Origin of the sequence: Paenibacillus lactis, from assembly GCF_017873605.1 — a bacterium.
Classification (GTDB): domain Bacteria; phylum Bacillota; class Bacilli; order Paenibacillales; family Paenibacillaceae; genus Paenibacillus_AQ; species Paenibacillus_AQ lactis.
The window spans coordinates 344,495-358,904 of sequence record NZ_JAGGKI010000004.1; the positions used below are offsets into that span (position 1 = coordinate 344,495).

The window sequence follows — 14,410 nt, forward strand, 5'->3', positions numbered from 1 at the left end:
GTCACTTCACCCCCACGTCGTTCATTGCAATGATCAGCGAGTCCGTAAAACCGGGTTGTGAGAAATCGTAATTCTTCCACCCAGCATTAAGACTGTTTTTGATAGCAGTGATATAGATCTCTCGATTGAAGTGCTTCGTCGAGTCACTGATATTATCAAAAATCTTCTCAACAATCTCATCCTCATGTTCGAATACATAAGATTCGTAAAGCTGAGCGTAGTCTTCCATCTCAATTGTAATTTTATCGACTCGATCTTTCAACGGTCCCCACTCTGCCGTTTTAAAATCATTGTCAAATCGATACTTCATAAACTTCCTACCGAAATCCTTAACAGTGACGGCATCGCTAAACTCGTCCAGTCGCTTAAGCTTAGGCAGCGTCTCGACCAGGTATCCGGAATAAGAGTACGCCAGATTTTCTGATACGCCAACCAAATCGGCCATAAAGTGTGCAGCCGTTTCTGTCGCGGTCTCCTCGAGTTTGAGCCACTCTTTCATGCCTAAATCATGAACGTCATGCTTTAACCCATGCATGTTCGCGTGATAAAACTCATGCAGCGCCGTCTTAGTTTGATAGTCGAAAGGGCGGCCATCGTCACGTAACAATCGATACGCAGACACGTCTGCACGCTCTCCACCGAAATTGATCATGCACGCGCCATTCGCATTCAAGTTTTGATCGATCGAGACAGAGATATGTCCGAGACCTGCTTTATTCAGCAACAATTCAGCAAAGTCTTTTCGATAGAACGTGTCCGCTCCTTGAATATACGACTCGAACCGCTGAATAGATGCACTTTCTGCAGAACGAAAAGGATTGTTTCGCTCGTTAATAATTCGGTTTGCCTGGCGATAGCTCCCCTGCAGTTCACGATATGTTTCAGCGTTGCGTGCCTTAAGTCTTGCAAATGTCCTCAGATCCGGCGTGTCGTTTGGCAACACAGCCTTGTACCGCAACCACTGCTTTCGTGTTTCATTCTTCCGGGCCTTGTCCCGCTGGATCTCGTTGTATCGCCGGATGTTCGATTCGGTGCGGTTATCGGTAAAAGGCCGGTTCGATGCAACCAGCATCCGCTCCACCTCATCAGGTGACTGATACTCCTCGATCCAGGCACTAATGGAATGGACGCAATGAGCATGGTATGGCGGCCGGATCTCCAGTTTTGGGAAGCGTGAATCGTTTCCGCTGATGCTGTACACGCGGCCCTGATATTTCGCGCAATATTCACAGGTTATCCCCACATAGTTCACATAGACCAGGTCAAGACCGTTTTGAACAATCGTGTTCTCGGCTCCAGTGACGTGGGCCTTGCGGAGATTGTACTGAACGACGCCGTTCATGTACTTATCCGCCGGGATCCGCGCACCGTTCTTGGCTACAATGCCCGTGATGCCTTGCTCAGTCATCTTGGCAACGGCTTCATTGGTCGCCTCTCGCCGGCTAACGCCTTCGGTCAGCATACGCTCCGTCGCGGTCCTCACAATCTCCTCCACGCGGCGCTTCGCGTCCTGGGACATATTGTCGGTCGCCTCGAGGATCCGGAAGAAGGCATCGTCCATGATCGCCTGCACGGCCTGCTGATGGATGATCGGTTCAAGGGCGGTGTTGACTTGGTTCTCCGGCATTCCCTGAGCGATCAAGTTGCTGGCCGCCTCCTGGGATCCGGCTTTATACGACTCTGCCAACAGTTCGGACATGCTTTGCGCAGCACCGTCCGTCAGCTCGGCAAGGATCTCGTCGATCTGCTTCAGGATTCGCTCCTTCCGCCGTCGGGTATAACTTCCGGATTCAAGAGTACGGATTAGCTCAAGTAGCCGTTCGCCAGTATGGCTGTAAAGTGCGATCAGCTTGTCCGTGTCAGCCATCAGCTACCACCTAGATTCACTCGCGGCGGCTGAGTAAAGGTCGGGCTCATCGAGTCAGCCGTCTGCTCGTCCTGAATCTTCTGGATCTCGGCCATGATTGCCTCCTCGGACCAGTCCGGATGCATCCGGCGAACCGTAGTCTCCAGCGACTGCACACCGCCGGCATACTTCTCGATTTCTTCTGTGTCCTTCTCGCTATTAGCCTTCGGCAGAAGCTCACCCCATTCGACCACGGGATCGGTTATCTGAAGGCTCTGCCCGCTGATCGCATTCTCGAGGATCATACATTTTCGGATGGCAGCCTTGATCGCCGCATCAAACTTGTCTTTGATTGCCTCGGCCTTGATCACCGATTGAATCCAGAGATAAAGGAGCGCGACTCCGGATTCACCTTTTCCTTCCTCGAGGCCGGCAGCCTGTGGTGACGTTTTACTGATGGCTAACATGTACTTGATCAGCCGAGTGACATGTTCGAAGCTCTGCTGCGTCTTGGCGTCCCAAGTAATATACATAGGGACCGCCCCCGTCTTGTCGTCATAGGATACGACCTCTAGGTCGGCGTTCCGTACGAATCGCCCGCCATAGTCCCGCTGATTCTGAGATGCAACCGTGTCCCACAGTGCTCGGGGAATAGCGAGTTTCGGCTTACCGTGCTTATCAAACACGATGCTATCCCGGGTTATCGTCCAGTTGATCTCCTCCTGGAGCCCGTCAATGTTCCGGAGTGCGGACCGGCCCCGCGGATACGTGAGCATCTCGTCATTGGTGACCATCCCACAGAGCAGCTCGTTTACACCTGTAAGCTCAACGTCTTCCGGGATATCCAACTCGTAATCCGAAGCGTATTGGTCAATTTCGAGTTGGTCTCCCACATTATCGCCATCCATTTTGAAGACAAGTTGCTGAATGGTGAGCCCTTCGGCCTCCAGTCGTTGTCGCTCAACACGAAGGAATCGGTCCTTGCGATTTTCGTTGCCCCACTCTTCGAACCATACGACATCCGCGCCGTGGCCGTCATCATGTGGAAGATAATGGTCTCCCAGGATCCATTCAAACCACACCGCCCCAGCCTCGTTCCTTCGTATGCGGTAGGCCACCCTGCCGTCAACCTGATGCTGCGTGACAGCCGCCCAGATCTTCTCGTTCGGCTTACTGGCGGTCACGACTAAAGATACGAACTCCAGCTCCGGACCTTCCTCCGTATCAGCAGAAATGTTTCCGAGCGACCGGTTCAGGAGATCAGCAGGGACCTCGGCGACCAAGCTGCTGAAGTTGGCCACGATGTATTGATGATCGGCGCTGAACACCTTTTCGACCTTACGCCAGGATCGAACGCCAACACGGCGGTGAACGTAACGCTTTTCTGTAACGACAGAGCGGGCCCTCGGGAAGATCTCGGCGTGCTCGCCTTCATACAGCAACCGGTAATACAGCATCATGCTGATCTCTTGATCAAATGGCGGCGGCGGGAAACTCTTTTTGGTATATATGATTGTCAGGTTCATCACCTACTTTCAAGGCAAAATAAAAAGCCGCTCAACTGAGCAGCTCACTCTAATGTATATTGTCTATTATCCTCATCCACTCTGATGTGACTAATCTCTTCGCCGTTTTGGCTGCCATCGTCATAGAAAATTTCCCAATCCGGTTCCAAGGTTTGGAGCCAGTCAATTAACTCTGAAACTTTCACAGCAAGCACCTCCATTCACCATAATACCAAATTACCAGCCTGCAGGCCGTTGGTTTGCATAGAGCATCTCAGGACGCCGCAGCGGCTCTGCCGCATACCGAAGCGCAGCCATTGCATCATCCATAAAGTTGACCGGCTCATCTAGGTACAGCCCTGTCTTCTTGTCCTTCTTCCATGACCATTGCTGAATTTCCTTAATCGTGTTCACGCAGTCCGGATGAATGTGTATCTTCCGCTGCTTCAGATAGTCAATCTGTGCCTGGACGCTTCCAGGTTCCTTGACAACCGGTGTGGCATTGTAACCAGCGTTCTGCCACATTTGGATGCGGTCCGGCTCGGCGGAATCACAGTACATCGTAAGGTACTTGCTCAACCCTTTGCGATCCGCAATTTCGATGATCTGGTCTGTCGGAAGCTCATGGACATAGATTTCGTCACAAATAAAAAACTCACCATCTTTGACGCCGACGGTGAGAATCGCATTCGCATGGTTGAAGCCAAAGTCCTGTCCATGATGCATGCTGTCGAACATTTCGAACGACGTATCGAAATCATGGATGACGAAATTCTTAAAAATCAGGCCACCCAGCTCGCCCCACTCACCCTCGCCATAAATCGCATAACCTTCAGGGTCCTCGATCTTCCGACGCTCCATCCGGCGAAAATATGCGGGATCGATAAAGCGATTGGTCCGGTAGGTAGAGTGATGCGTCAGCACGTCAGGGCTCTCCCGGTCGAAATACTTCCGTTTGATCCAGTGCTGTGCCGAAACCGGGTTGAATGTGAACGTGATCTGATAGTACAGGTTCGGATTTAGCAGCACGCCCCGCAGCCGGTCATCGAGGATGTCGACGTCAGATTCCTGGAGCTCCGTTGCTTCCTCGACCCAGATCCAAACGAGCTTGCCATGGGCAAAGTTAATGGACTTGACCTTTTCACGGTCCCGCACATCGTTCATGCCGCGAAAGATGACTTCGTTCCCGGTCACTTTGCTGCGTATCGTCAGCGGCGAGCGGAGGATTTCCCAGTATTCTTCGGCCCGCTCTCCGTAGATGCGGTTAATCGCGCCGGTGAGTTCGGCGAAGGTACTGTTCCGGTTCGTCTCATTAACCTTTCGGACGCACAGGAGATTCGCGCCAGCATACTTCGGGTCGCCGAGCTTCAGGATGTAATCTTGGGCGATATTGACGGATTTCCCGGAGCCCGCGCTTCCGCGAAGTGCACGATAGCGGCGTTTAGATCGATTAACAGGTTTGAAGTGAGCGTTGAACTGTACCTTCACTGTAGCTGCGGCGCTCATGATGCATCATCCTCTTTGTCATCACCGTAATCAACGATGATATGCAGCGGTTCTTTGCCGGCCGTTCCCTTCTTGAGCTTTTCAGCTTCTGCTGTCGCCTTCTCGACATCAGCCTTCGTCTTATCAATGTTTAACTGCATCTGTTGAAGCTTAAGTCTACGCTCGTCATTATCGTTGGCCAGCTCAATAAACTGCTTGATCGAGCTTCGTAGCTCGGCCATAGCTCGGGTCTGGGCAGTCAGATATGTTGCGTGGCGGTCCCAAGCGAATTGGAATTCCCATTCTGTTTCTTCAGCATACCCGCCATCGTCACCGCCGAACACTGTTGATTTTTGCTTTTTGAGTTCCTTTATCATTTCGTCCTTAGCCTCTACAAACATGATCTGCTGAGCTGAAATGATCGCTGTATATTGAATCATAATCTGATCCCAGAGCATGTCGATCGGATCTCGCTCAGCGATCTGCTCCATGATCTCAAGGGTCCGCTCCGGAAGAAATTTACGAAAGAAGCCGTGAGTCACAGCATGATCGTTTCGTTCGGGGCCTCCGTGGCCGCCTCGGTTCCCCTTGGCGTTCTGATTACCAGGCGGCGCACCTCCCTTATTTCCAACAGCGTTCTTGTTTCCTTTGGGAGCGCCGCGTTTGGTAACGTTACCTTTCGATTCATTGGTAACGTTACCTTTCAGCTGGGCAGCCCACTTATCCTGGGACTTCCACTTTCGGACCTGTGTATCGGATACAGAAAGAGCGGCGGCGATGTCTTTAAGCTTCATCGTCCCGCCGCTCTCTAGCCACATTTGTTTTGCATTGTCCCGGTCGGGACTTCTCTCTCTTGCCATCTACACTATCACCACCCCCAACAAAAAAAGGACGGCCGCTTGAGGGTCGTCACTTTAAATACCATGGTTATTTTAATTCAATTTCAATTTGTCTATCCAATTCTTCTTTGATCTTCATAGCAGAATTGACTGCTTGCATAATCAAAGATTCTATATGTGTGTAAGAGAGCTCTTCTGGAGTATAATTCCACTTACCTGGATGATCAGGGTCAATATATACGTAGTATATTAATTCATGGAATACCGCTGTCTGATCTATGAAGTCATTAATAAGAGGACTGTATTTTTTTAGAAAAACCTCATTTACTCTAATACTTCGAGTAATTGCTCCTCCATCTTCTTGGATCTGGTCGGATATCCGAAGCAACTCTTCTTTGCTAATTTTTTGATTCTCACACCGCGTCACACTAACAAGTAAAGTGCCCAATCCTTTCGCAATGGTATACAATCCATGTTGTGTTTCCTGAATTTTTTCAATTACAACTTTCTTTCTTATCAATATTTTTTCAGATCGATGACTTAATTTATAAGTCAATGTACCTCCGATCAATACACCTGCTACACCGACAAGCCCTGACACTAATGCCCCTAAAATTGCATCATTCAAAGAGACTCACCCAACTTTTAAAATTCCACCAACGTGGTTATTAATTCTTGCCACTAGTTATCCGCTTTCGAATTGAGTTTTGATCTTCGTTTTAAATTTTTTCCCGCTTGGAGTAAGAAAATAAATGTTAGTATTTAAGTGTTTTACCCCATTACTTATGCAGAAGGATTTTACCGAACTATAACTGAAAGTATGCTCATACAATTCTCCTGGTCTAATTGTCTTATTCACAAGATGAGTTCCATGCACAAAAGCCATTTTTCTCTTTTTAATGAAGATAGTGCACTCTGATAAATAAATAGGCACTATTCCTATATTAACAATTCGACATTTTATATAACTTGGTTCTCGTGAGATAGTTAACACTCCGTCGACCTCATAACTCCAATCAACCTGAACAAACGCTCGCGGATTCGACTCTCTCCTTGCCAAATACAATGCCACTACTACCGCTCCAATAGTTCCAATAGCGGACAACCAATCTGCGATATTCCCAAGCTCATACTTTACCATTGTCGCCTCCTTCGCATTATATTTCGACAAAAGGAGCCATTTCCCTTTTCAATTATTTGAGTTGAGTTGGTTTCTAATATGAATGCACGACTAATCGAGGCATGTGCCAACGCTGTGCCCCTTCTCTACCATTTTCGGCTCTCGCGCTCCATCCCTTCCGCGCAAAATTGTCCCTACCTTAAAATGGCTCACATTTCATCATATATGAGCAAAAGAAAAAGCACCCCAAAGGATGCCTACGCCCGCTTGATCTTCTTAATCTCTTCTTTTAAAGCTTTCTTCTGTTTAGTTTTTTCTTCTTTCGTAGGAAACGGATTTCGCTTTAAATTTTTCAATTTCTTTTTTAGTTCATTTATTCTCGTTTTCTTCCTCTGTCGGGTGCTTAAATGAAATTCGTTATATAATCGGCCATAACTTTTCTTAACACTTTTACTGAAATCTCGATAAGATAAAGCTTTATTTACTGAATGATCTTCAAGTGCGTATTCTTCTTGCTTACCATTTTCAACCTTAATCCATAATATAAGATCTTCGTACTCCAATAAGTGAATCTTATTGTATACTTCATCTGAGGCTTTTTGAATAGCTTCCTCCCAAACTTCAGGATCTTCAGCTTCTGGTATTTCATGATATTTTTCCTTTCCATTAGGATCAATATCGTAAACCTCCTTGCGATACGTGAATTGCAATCTACCTTCGTAACGAATGACAATACTGTACAACTGATTATAAAGTTCAACCAACTTTTTCTCAGTAAGTGCTCTTTTAGTGGTATTTCTACTTTGAAACCATTCTTTAATCATCAATGCCACTGTTGTAAGAATTGCAGTTGCTACTGGAATGATAAATAGACCTAAATAATCAATGTCTTCCATATAAGGTATCCCTCTCTGTTTAGTATTAAATCAAGGGTTATTTTACCTCTTTTGAACATTTCGGTCTACTACAGAACTGCTTCGTTCCCGTCCACTCACCCCATATACACCCTTTACATTTATCTGGTTGCTTTGGTTTATAACGTGGTCGCTGCAGCTTATTACGTTTTCCGGCCATGTCGTCGTTCCTCTCGATTTCGTGGTGAGCTGCCTGCTGTCACTCTGATCAACCATTGAATCCATTTCATAAACCGTCACGCTCCTATTGGAAATAAAAAAGCCGTTCCGGGAAGGAACGACTTCGGAATATATATTCAGTTCATATCTGCAAAGAGATCCGTGAGAGCAGTGGCGCCCGTGCCGGCCGCAGCAAAAACGCTGCGCTCTTTGCTATTAAAAGAATCCGTACTTTGTAACTAGATACGTGTGACAAGACCATTTTAACGAGCAATAAAAAGACAAGTCAAAAGTGAAATAACGAAATAATAATTATAAACCCCTGTTTACCTCGTTAAATATCAATTTTCCTCACTGTTTTGATAATGGTTGCCCACGCAGCAAGTCGCCCGTCGGCATTGCCGGCTTCAAGCTGCTCTCTGCCTTTCGATGGCGAGCGTGGGCATAAAAAAAGCGAGAAGAGGTACGCCCCGGTAACATTGCCGCATTCATGCGACTCGTGCGTGTCATTCTCGCCTTTTTCTATGCTCCTATCGTAACACGGTAGATTCATCATGTGGTCTTCAAGATTCCCCGTTTTTCCCCACATTGTCGTCAAAATTCTTTGCTTATTACTTCGAAGAATCCCATCGTTTTCAATACGTTGGCCATTGTTCTAATGCCCTCTTTAATGCGGCGATCGACCGTGCTATGTGCAACTCCCCACTTTATGAACAACATCGTTTCCTTCCGGCTGTACCCTTGAAGAAATCGAATGTCGATTACTTGCTTGACCTCTTCATCAAGAATCTGACTGTGGGCACGCAGGAGCATCGTCGAAATTGTTTTATACTGGGCGTAAACCCATTTTTGTTTCTCCATCATTATTACAGCGTTAGCCGTCTTGTCTGCGTGCAGATCCTCCTGATCAATTCGGCGAGCTGCTTCCCCATCGATCGCAACCTGAGCCATTTCTTTCTGATAATTTTCGAAATCGCTCATGAATATCTGCATGGATTTGAATTTACTGAGGTAGAATTCCGTCTGCTGGATCTCTGCCTTTGAAGCGTTGCTGAAAAGCTCACCCTGTACCCATGCTATCGCCATTCCCCTCAATCCCCTTTATGCTATAATTATTGAGAGGAATATATTACCGATTGACCCCCGCACCGGCCAAGGATTAGGGGGGTCTTTCATTTATAAGTCTTAATACTCGCCTCCGCGCTTTAGATACTTGTTCCGGTACCCTCTCCGCGGTGCGGTGATCTTATATTTCAAACCGCTGTTTCTGGGTTCAGGCGGCTTGTCTGCTCCGATCGCTTTGAGGTGTGCTGCCAGCTTCTCCGGCGGCCAGAATTCACTCTTCCCTTTATCCAGCATCTGACTCACCTCCATCCTCAACTGTGGGGTCAGACGATATCCTATTCTTGATCAGCATATCAACACTTACCTTGTATTCTTCAGCATAAAGGTCGTCACCGTTCGCCGTATCCTCCACGTCCGTAAACATAGCTTGGGAGAGGTCGTAGAACAATTCGAATCTACCCAATCCTTCCCGCTTGTAAATTTTGATTCTATTCTTGTACTTGTAAATTTCTTTGATACCGGCATCAGACCACATTCTTAAAAGCGCCAGCTCCAAGTCTATAAATTTGGCTTGATTACTCACTGGAGCCGGCTGCCGCATGCCGTCAGCGAGTGAGCGACGGAACCGTTCGTTATCAGCCGTACAACTTAGCACGATCCCATTCAAGTGATTGTTCACTGCTTGTAGGCGCTCGATTTCTTCTATCGATTCGGTTGCTACGGTATCTACCAGGCGATACATGTTGTAAAGAATCGAGCCTATTATATTTCGCTCTAAGAGTTGTCCCATATATTCGCGATTCTTTTTCAGCTGTTCGGCTATTTCCTCCGTCATGTATGTGGCACCTCCAGCAGATCCCGGTTCTCATAGATATTCCCAATCACCGTGATGTAATGGAGCATCCGATGCAGGAGCCAGCTGCCGCAGCATAATTCCATGCGATCGTTGTATCCGACCTCGTATATGCCGTCGACCTGCATGTTCGGACCCTGGAACGGGTGTCCCTTGATCTCTACCAGGTCTCGATCGAATATGTTTTTGCTTTCAATGTCATCCAGGCCAGTGTATTGCATCAAAACATATTCTGAATCTTCGCCGCCGCTGCCGCAGCCATTCTGGAGATTGTAGTAAAAAGCCGTTCCGTCTTCATCAAAGGAAATAGAGTCATGAATGTCCTCGCCGCAAACATGCATTTTGTGCAACTCCTTATCCCATACGCGAAATTTGAACTGTCCCATACCTTCTCAACCTCCAATAGATCAGAATTGTCCCAGCGGTTCCCGAGCTTTTGAGTACCATGTTGTCTATGCCTCCTCAATATCCGTTCGCCTGCCACTGATGGTTCACAGCATTCTTGGCAGCGTATGCCTCTGCGATCTGATCAAAGGTGAACCCCAGACGTTGCTCACCGAGTGAGTAAAAAATCCAAAGCCCTAATCGTAAGGATGTCTTGCGAATATGTGGGTCTTTGTGAAGACCCACACCACCAACATGATGAAGGATTTCGGTGAACACATATGCCGTACTGCCTTTCACTATTTCATCTGGACCCGGTGCATACAGATCCGCGGCAGGGAGATCGAGCTGCCGGGCAATGCTCAGAAAGAAATGCAGGCAATCGACGTATTCTTCGAGTAACAAGTTAATTGGATCTCCTTCGCCACTTCCTCCGCAATCACTGCATTTTTCATAAGGTAGTCCTTCTTGACCCTCCAATAAGAACGAACGGCTTGAAGGCCAATTTATATCACCACTGCCTTCACAGGTCGTGCATTCCGTTTGAACCGCTGTCCGTGGCTCCCGGTCATTGCTCCAATGCTTGAATCCGCGCCATTCATTCGCAAGCTCGCCAATCTCTACCTGGAGAGCCAGCACGGTGTTCTGCAGCAGGTCCTGCCCTTCCAGCCCCTTCTCTTTGATGATTTTGGCGTCAAGCTCCTTCTGCATTTCGTACATTTGCTCTAAGGTTAACGTCATACCGTTCATCTCTCCTTATATCAGGGAGGACTAACCTCCCGTTGGATAAATTGCAGTAATATCAAACCTCTATGCTTGCTTTTCCCGATCCTTCTCCAACCAGCAGCCTTGAAGCAGCATCCTGGGTTTGTGCTGCGAATCTTTCTTCCGTCCACATACGTTATGATTCCATCTGCCGGCGGCTTACCCCATTCTGCAACCGTTGCCGTCACGGCGAAACGAATCATTTCAGAACTTCGGATGCTTGATTCGTTTCGGAAGAGTGTGCATTCCCAGGCATCCATGCCGTCATCCCTTACCCCTGACCATGTCACCCATACAGCGTCACCAGCAGCTGAGCGGAGGACAAGGTTGCGTCCTGGCCTTGTGAACATCGGATGTCCCGGGCGCTGCCGGGAGTAATGACGATCAGCTAGTAGTCGGCATGAGCGATCACCTTTATGGGTGACGATCCATGGACCATATTGCTGAAGGTCGAGCATCAATTGATTCACAATGAAAACTCCATTTGTCCGGCGCCGACCGCCTCTTTGTACCGTTCAATTGTCAAAGCATTTCCGGATCCAGTGCAGAGCTCCGGCAGATTTGCGCGGACCAAAGCTTCTGCAAACGGCGGCGGTACGGCGTTACCGCAGCGGGCGACTTGCGCGCTCTTGGAATACTTCCTGCCGTCGGCGTCGACGTCGATGATATAATTCGGCGGGAAGCCTTGGGCGGCAAACAGCTCGTGCGGCTCAAGCATCCGCATGCCGATGTCGACGATCTGATAATCAACGCCATGGATGGTTACCAAGCCGAAGCGGTCCTTTGTGGTGACTGTATGGAGCGGCTCACCCAGCTGCTGACCGTTGTCGGCGCTGCCGTAGTATTTGAGGAGGAAAGCCCGAACCTCCCCGACGTGCATCCCGCCGGCGGTGATCGTCGGCATCGGCTCAGTGGTTGGCTGTCCGTCTTGGCAGGTGCCGCGCAGCTTGACCAGATGTGATGTAACTAGGCCCAGCGTGTGAGCGGCTCCGGCCGGTCTGGCTGCCCCTGCTCCGCTTGTGATTGTGTGCAGGGATTCGTCCATCTTGTGGCCCGTAGCGCCCGTTCGAAATTTCGTTATATGAGCCGTCACTAGAGCGCTATGACCACCACCGCCAGCGGTCACTGTTCCTACCGGATCATCGATGCTGCTGCCAACAGAATTTCCGAAATGTCGTGCAAGGAATGCTGCCACCAGTGCATGCTTTCTCCCACCGGAGACGACCGTTCCAAGTGGTTTATGGAGACCCGGCACCCTTGGCGCTTGGCCTGGTCCTTCGCCATATCCAATTTCGATAAGCGTAGGGCTTACAAGCAGGTGCTCTGCCTTCGTTGTCACGGTTGTCAGTGGATCTTCGGCCTTATATTGGAGTCGGTCCTCTCCGAATCCGGTTTGGCCGATCCGGGCGATGTAGGGAGTTACGATTCCCCAGCCGTTTTTTGCTGTCACTGTCTGCAGCGGTTCATCGATTGGTTGCCCCCGGAAGTCCGTACCGTGATGATTGACCTTGATCACGAATGGAGCGATGAACGGATTGGGGTTTTCCAATATGAAACGTTGCAGTCCTCGCGCTATTCGCCGTTCTGTATTCTCAGCCAGCTGTTTCTTCCGTTCAAAAATACTCGGGCATGGAATCGACCAGTCTATGATCTCCGCAGCAGTACGCCACGGTTTGCGTTTGCCTGCAAGCACTTCCGGGTTGTCAGGCGCGCCGTGCGTCGGCTCCGGCCAGACAATCGGGCGACCATCGCACCTGGCGACTAAGAAAAGACGCTTGCGGATAGTCGGGGCTCCAAAATCACATGCCCGCAGCTCTCGCCATTCAACTCGGTAGCCTTGCCGTCTCAGCGCATTCACGAAACAGTTAAACGTCCTGCCCTTCTGATCAGGATCCGGATACCCGTCTTTCATCAGCGGCCCCCAGGTTTTAAATTCCTCAACATTCTCCAGCATGATGACCCGCGGCCGGACTGTCGCAGCCCATCGGACGGCCACCCAAGCGAGCCCGCGGATTCCTTTTTCAACTGGCTTGCCGCCTTTGGCCTTGGAAAAGTGCTTGCAGTCTGGAGATAGCCAAACCAGCCCAACCGGACGCCCGCCGGTGACCTCCCGGGGATCAACATCCCATACGCTTTCGCAATAGTGCTCCGTCTCTGGATGGTTAGCTCTGTGCATAGCGATCGCTGCGGGATCGTGGTTAATGGCAATGTCCACGCTGCGGCCGGTTGCCATTTCAATTCCTGTGCTTGCTCCACCACCACCAGCGAAATTATCTACAATGATTTCTCGTATCACGGTCATTCCTTCTTATTCCTCCATATCTTGCGGATCCCCCATAATCTCATGTGGGTACAATTGATCTTTAATAAGGTGATATGCATCTGTCCGATCGTATAAAGGAGCATATCGGTACCGTTTATCATCATTTGTTCCTCGTCCGGCTAAGGCAATGTGACGGAATGCAGATGGCTTTTCCCGGCCGCTTCTCAGGACCGGAACCTTTAACGCAGCGCACCGACTCCTAGTAAGCAACACCGCAAATGGATATGGTGTATCGGTCCAACGCTTAGATATTGAGTTGTAGTAAGGTAATCCCGTTTCTAAAACTTCTTCCTTGGTAAACCATCCTTTGTTATTCGGCATTATCGTATCCCTCCGTTCGCTGACTTTTGGGCGAGGGTTTTCCGATCCATTTGCTCATTTTGCCACCTCACGAAGTCTTCGACGTTTGAAATCAAACCCCATCCGCTCCAATTTGCCGCGGACACCCAGCGCACTCTTTCCTAAGGTCTGGCCAATGGTTTCATAGCAATAACCTTCCTGAGCCATACGTAGCAGCGTCTGTACCTCATCTGGTGTATATTTAATCCGATTGTTCAAGCGCACCGGTCGCATTTTGAGATTAAGATCATGGATCCGTCGTTTTATGGATGCCTCCGATCGGTTAAACATACGGGCTAAATCTGGGTAGGTGATTTCGGTTTTCAGGATTTGGGCGAGTCTCTGATCCTCTGCAGGCGTCCAGTCAATAGATTGCCATGTTTTCTGAGATCGCAATTGATCGGCTTTGCGTTTTATCTTTGCCCATTCAGGTTCCGGACCAATTGTCCCAGGCTCCATTTTTGCTAGATTCAGTAATTCCTTATGCTCCTCTGCCCATTTCCAAAAATCTGCGTAGGAGATAACCCAGACTCTCGCACTTTGAGCAAACAGCTTCTTTCTAGCAGGCATTCCATAACGATTGATCCAGTTTTTCACGATAGTATATTCTCGACCAAGGGCTTTCCCTAGTTGGCAGACTGTAATACCGTCAAAGTTCATCCGCGGATCGGACAAGCCCATACGTTGAGCTTTAAGCTTTACGGCATTGATGCTTTTACCCAGCCGGGTTGATATCCCCTTTATGCTGGTTACTCCCCATTGATCCTGAAGGTAATCAATCTCCTCTTTCGTCCAATTAGGCACTCTCCCCAC

General features: G+C 48.9%; 16 protein-coding genes. All 16 read right to left on the reverse strand.

Going from position 1 to position 14,410, the window contains the following annotated elements; genetic code table 11:
- Position 1 precedes the first annotated feature (1 nt).
- The 16 genes from J2Z18_RS30370 to J2Z18_RS10370 all read right to left on the reverse strand — a co-directional run bounded on the left by J2Z18_RS30370 (position 2) and on the right by J2Z18_RS10370 (position 14,410).
- A complete protein-coding gene (locus tag J2Z18_RS30370; RefSeq protein ID WP_245255925.1) occupies positions 2 to 1,867 on the reverse strand; it encodes a phage minor capsid protein in 1,866 nt (621 codons plus the stop codon).
- On the reverse strand, positions 1,867 to 3,306 hold the full coding sequence (locus J2Z18_RS10300) for a hypothetical protein (RefSeq protein WP_245255926.1): 1,440 nt from the start codon (positions 3,304 to 3,306) through the stop codon (positions 1,867 to 1,869). The genes J2Z18_RS30370 and J2Z18_RS10300 overlap by 1 nt, the downstream gene beginning before the upstream one ends.
- A gap of 110 nt (positions 3,307 to 3,416) precedes the next feature.
- Positions 3,417 to 3,557 (reverse strand): hypothetical protein, encoded by a 141-nt coding sequence (locus tag J2Z18_RS10305; protein ID WP_210094649.1) that lies wholly within the window; start codon positions 3,555 to 3,557, stop codon positions 3,417 to 3,419.
- Between the two features lie 31 nt (positions 3,558 to 3,588).
- Positions 3,589 to 4,857: a PBSX family phage terminase large subunit gene (locus tag J2Z18_RS10310; protein WP_210094650.1), complete on the reverse strand. Its 1,269-nt coding sequence runs from the start codon at positions 4,855 to 4,857 to the stop codon at positions 3,589 to 3,591.
- Positions 4,854 to 5,696, reverse strand: a complete 843-nt coding sequence (terS, locus tag J2Z18_RS10315; RefSeq protein WP_210094651.1) for a phage terminase small subunit — start codon at positions 5,694 to 5,696, stop codon at positions 4,854 to 4,856. Before terS ends, J2Z18_RS10310 begins: the two co-directional genes overlap by 4 nt.
- A 67-nt stretch (positions 5,697 to 5,763) precedes the next feature.
- Positions 5,764 to 6,303, reverse strand: a complete 540-nt coding sequence (locus tag J2Z18_RS10320) for a hypothetical protein (protein WP_210094652.1) — start codon at positions 6,301 to 6,303, stop codon at positions 5,764 to 5,766.
- A gap of 57 nt (positions 6,304 to 6,360) precedes the next feature.
- Positions 6,361 to 6,816, reverse strand: coding sequence for a hypothetical protein (locus J2Z18_RS10325; protein ID WP_210094653.1), 456 nt, complete (start codon positions 6,814 to 6,816; stop codon positions 6,361 to 6,363).
- A 236-nt stretch (positions 6,817 to 7,052) separates the two neighbouring features.
- Entirely contained in the window at positions 7,053 to 7,691 is a 639-nt protein-coding gene (locus J2Z18_RS10330; protein ID WP_210094654.1) for a hypothetical protein, read from the reverse strand.
- 771 nt (positions 7,692 to 8,462) lie between these two features.
- The gene (locus J2Z18_RS10335) at positions 8,463 to 8,954 is read right to left on the reverse strand and encodes a hypothetical protein (RefSeq protein WP_210094655.1); all 492 of its coding nucleotides are present in this window, start codon (positions 8,952 to 8,954) and stop codon (positions 8,463 to 8,465) included.
- A gap of 99 nt (positions 8,955 to 9,053) precedes the next feature.
- Positions 9,054 to 9,227: a hypothetical protein gene (locus J2Z18_RS10340; protein ID WP_210094656.1), complete on the reverse strand. Its 174-nt coding sequence runs from the start codon at positions 9,225 to 9,227 to the stop codon at positions 9,054 to 9,056.
- Positions 9,217 to 9,768, reverse strand: a complete 552-nt coding sequence (locus tag J2Z18_RS30375; RefSeq protein ID WP_198015071.1) for a hypothetical protein — start codon at positions 9,766 to 9,768, stop codon at positions 9,217 to 9,219. The genes J2Z18_RS10340 and J2Z18_RS30375 overlap by 11 nt, the downstream gene beginning before the upstream one ends.
- Complete coding sequence (locus J2Z18_RS10350) at positions 9,765 to 10,172, reverse strand: YopX family protein (RefSeq protein WP_210094657.1); 408 nt, start codon at positions 10,170 to 10,172, stop codon at positions 9,765 to 9,767. Before J2Z18_RS10350 ends, J2Z18_RS30375 begins: the two co-directional genes overlap by 4 nt.
- 76 nt (positions 10,173 to 10,248) lie before the next feature.
- Positions 10,249 to 10,911, reverse strand: coding sequence for a dUTP diphosphatase (locus J2Z18_RS10355; protein WP_210094658.1), 663 nt, complete (start codon positions 10,909 to 10,911; stop codon positions 10,249 to 10,251).
- A gap of 490 nt (positions 10,912 to 11,401) precedes the next feature.
- Entirely contained in the window at positions 11,402 to 13,237 is a 1,836-nt protein-coding gene (locus J2Z18_RS10360) for a DNA cytosine methyltransferase (RefSeq protein WP_210094659.1), read from the reverse strand.
- Between the two features lie 6 nt (positions 13,238 to 13,243).
- Complete coding sequence (locus J2Z18_RS10365; RefSeq protein WP_210094660.1) at positions 13,244 to 13,579, reverse strand: hypothetical protein; 336 nt, start codon at positions 13,577 to 13,579, stop codon at positions 13,244 to 13,246.
- A 54-nt stretch (positions 13,580 to 13,633) separates the two neighbouring features.
- The gene (locus tag J2Z18_RS10370) at positions 13,634 to 14,410 is read right to left on the reverse strand and encodes a hypothetical protein (RefSeq protein ID WP_245255927.1); all 777 of its coding nucleotides are present in this window, start codon (positions 14,408 to 14,410) and stop codon (positions 13,634 to 13,636) included.

What these genes read in the sequence shown, in the direction of transcription:
- J2Z18_RS30370 (WP_245255925.1), bottom strand. Translation starts at nt 1,867, where the DNA reads ATGGCTGACACGGACAAGCTGATCGCACTTTACAGCCATACTGGCGAA.
- J2Z18_RS10300 (WP_245255926.1), bottom strand. Translation starts at nt 3,306, where the DNA reads ATGATGCTGTATTACCGGTTGCTGTATGAAGGCGAGCACGCCGAGATC.
- J2Z18_RS10310 (WP_210094650.1), bottom strand. Translation starts at nt 4,857, where the DNA reads ATGAGCGCCGCAGCTACAGTGAAGGTACAGTTCAACGCTCACTTCAAA.
- terS (WP_210094651.1), bottom strand. Translation starts at nt 5,696, where the DNA reads ATGGCAAGAGAGAGAAGTCCCGACCGGGACAATGCAAAACAAATGTGG.
- J2Z18_RS10325 (WP_210094653.1), bottom strand. Translation starts at nt 6,816, where the DNA reads ATGGTAAAGTATGAGCTTGGGAATATCGCAGATTGGTTGTCCGCTATT.
- J2Z18_RS10330 (WP_210094654.1), bottom strand. Translation starts at nt 7,691, where the DNA reads ATGGAAGACATTGATTATTTAGGTCTATTTATCATTCCAGTAGCAACT.
- J2Z18_RS10335 (WP_210094655.1), bottom strand. Translation starts at nt 8,954, where the DNA reads ATGGCGATAGCATGGGTACAGGGTGAGCTTTTCAGCAACGCTTCAAAG.
- J2Z18_RS10340 (WP_210094656.1), bottom strand. Translation starts at nt 9,227, where the DNA reads ATGCTGGATAAAGGGAAGAGTGAATTCTGGCCGCCGGAGAAGCTGGCA.
- J2Z18_RS30375 (WP_198015071.1), bottom strand. Translation starts at nt 9,768, where the DNA reads ATGACGGAGGAAATAGCCGAACAGCTGAAAAAGAATCGCGAATATATG.
- J2Z18_RS10350 (WP_210094657.1), bottom strand. Translation starts at nt 10,172, where the DNA reads ATGGGACAGTTCAAATTTCGCGTATGGGATAAGGAGTTGCACAAAATG.
- J2Z18_RS10355 (WP_210094658.1), bottom strand. Translation starts at nt 10,911, where the DNA reads ATGACGTTAACCTTAGAGCAAATGTACGAAATGCAGAAGGAGCTTGAC.
- J2Z18_RS10360 (WP_210094659.1), bottom strand. Translation starts at nt 13,237, where the DNA reads ATGACCGTGATACGAGAAATCATTGTAGATAATTTCGCTGGTGGTGGT.
- J2Z18_RS10365 (WP_210094660.1), bottom strand. Translation starts at nt 13,579, where the DNA reads ATGCCGAATAACAAAGGATGGTTTACCAAGGAAGAAGTTTTAGAAACG.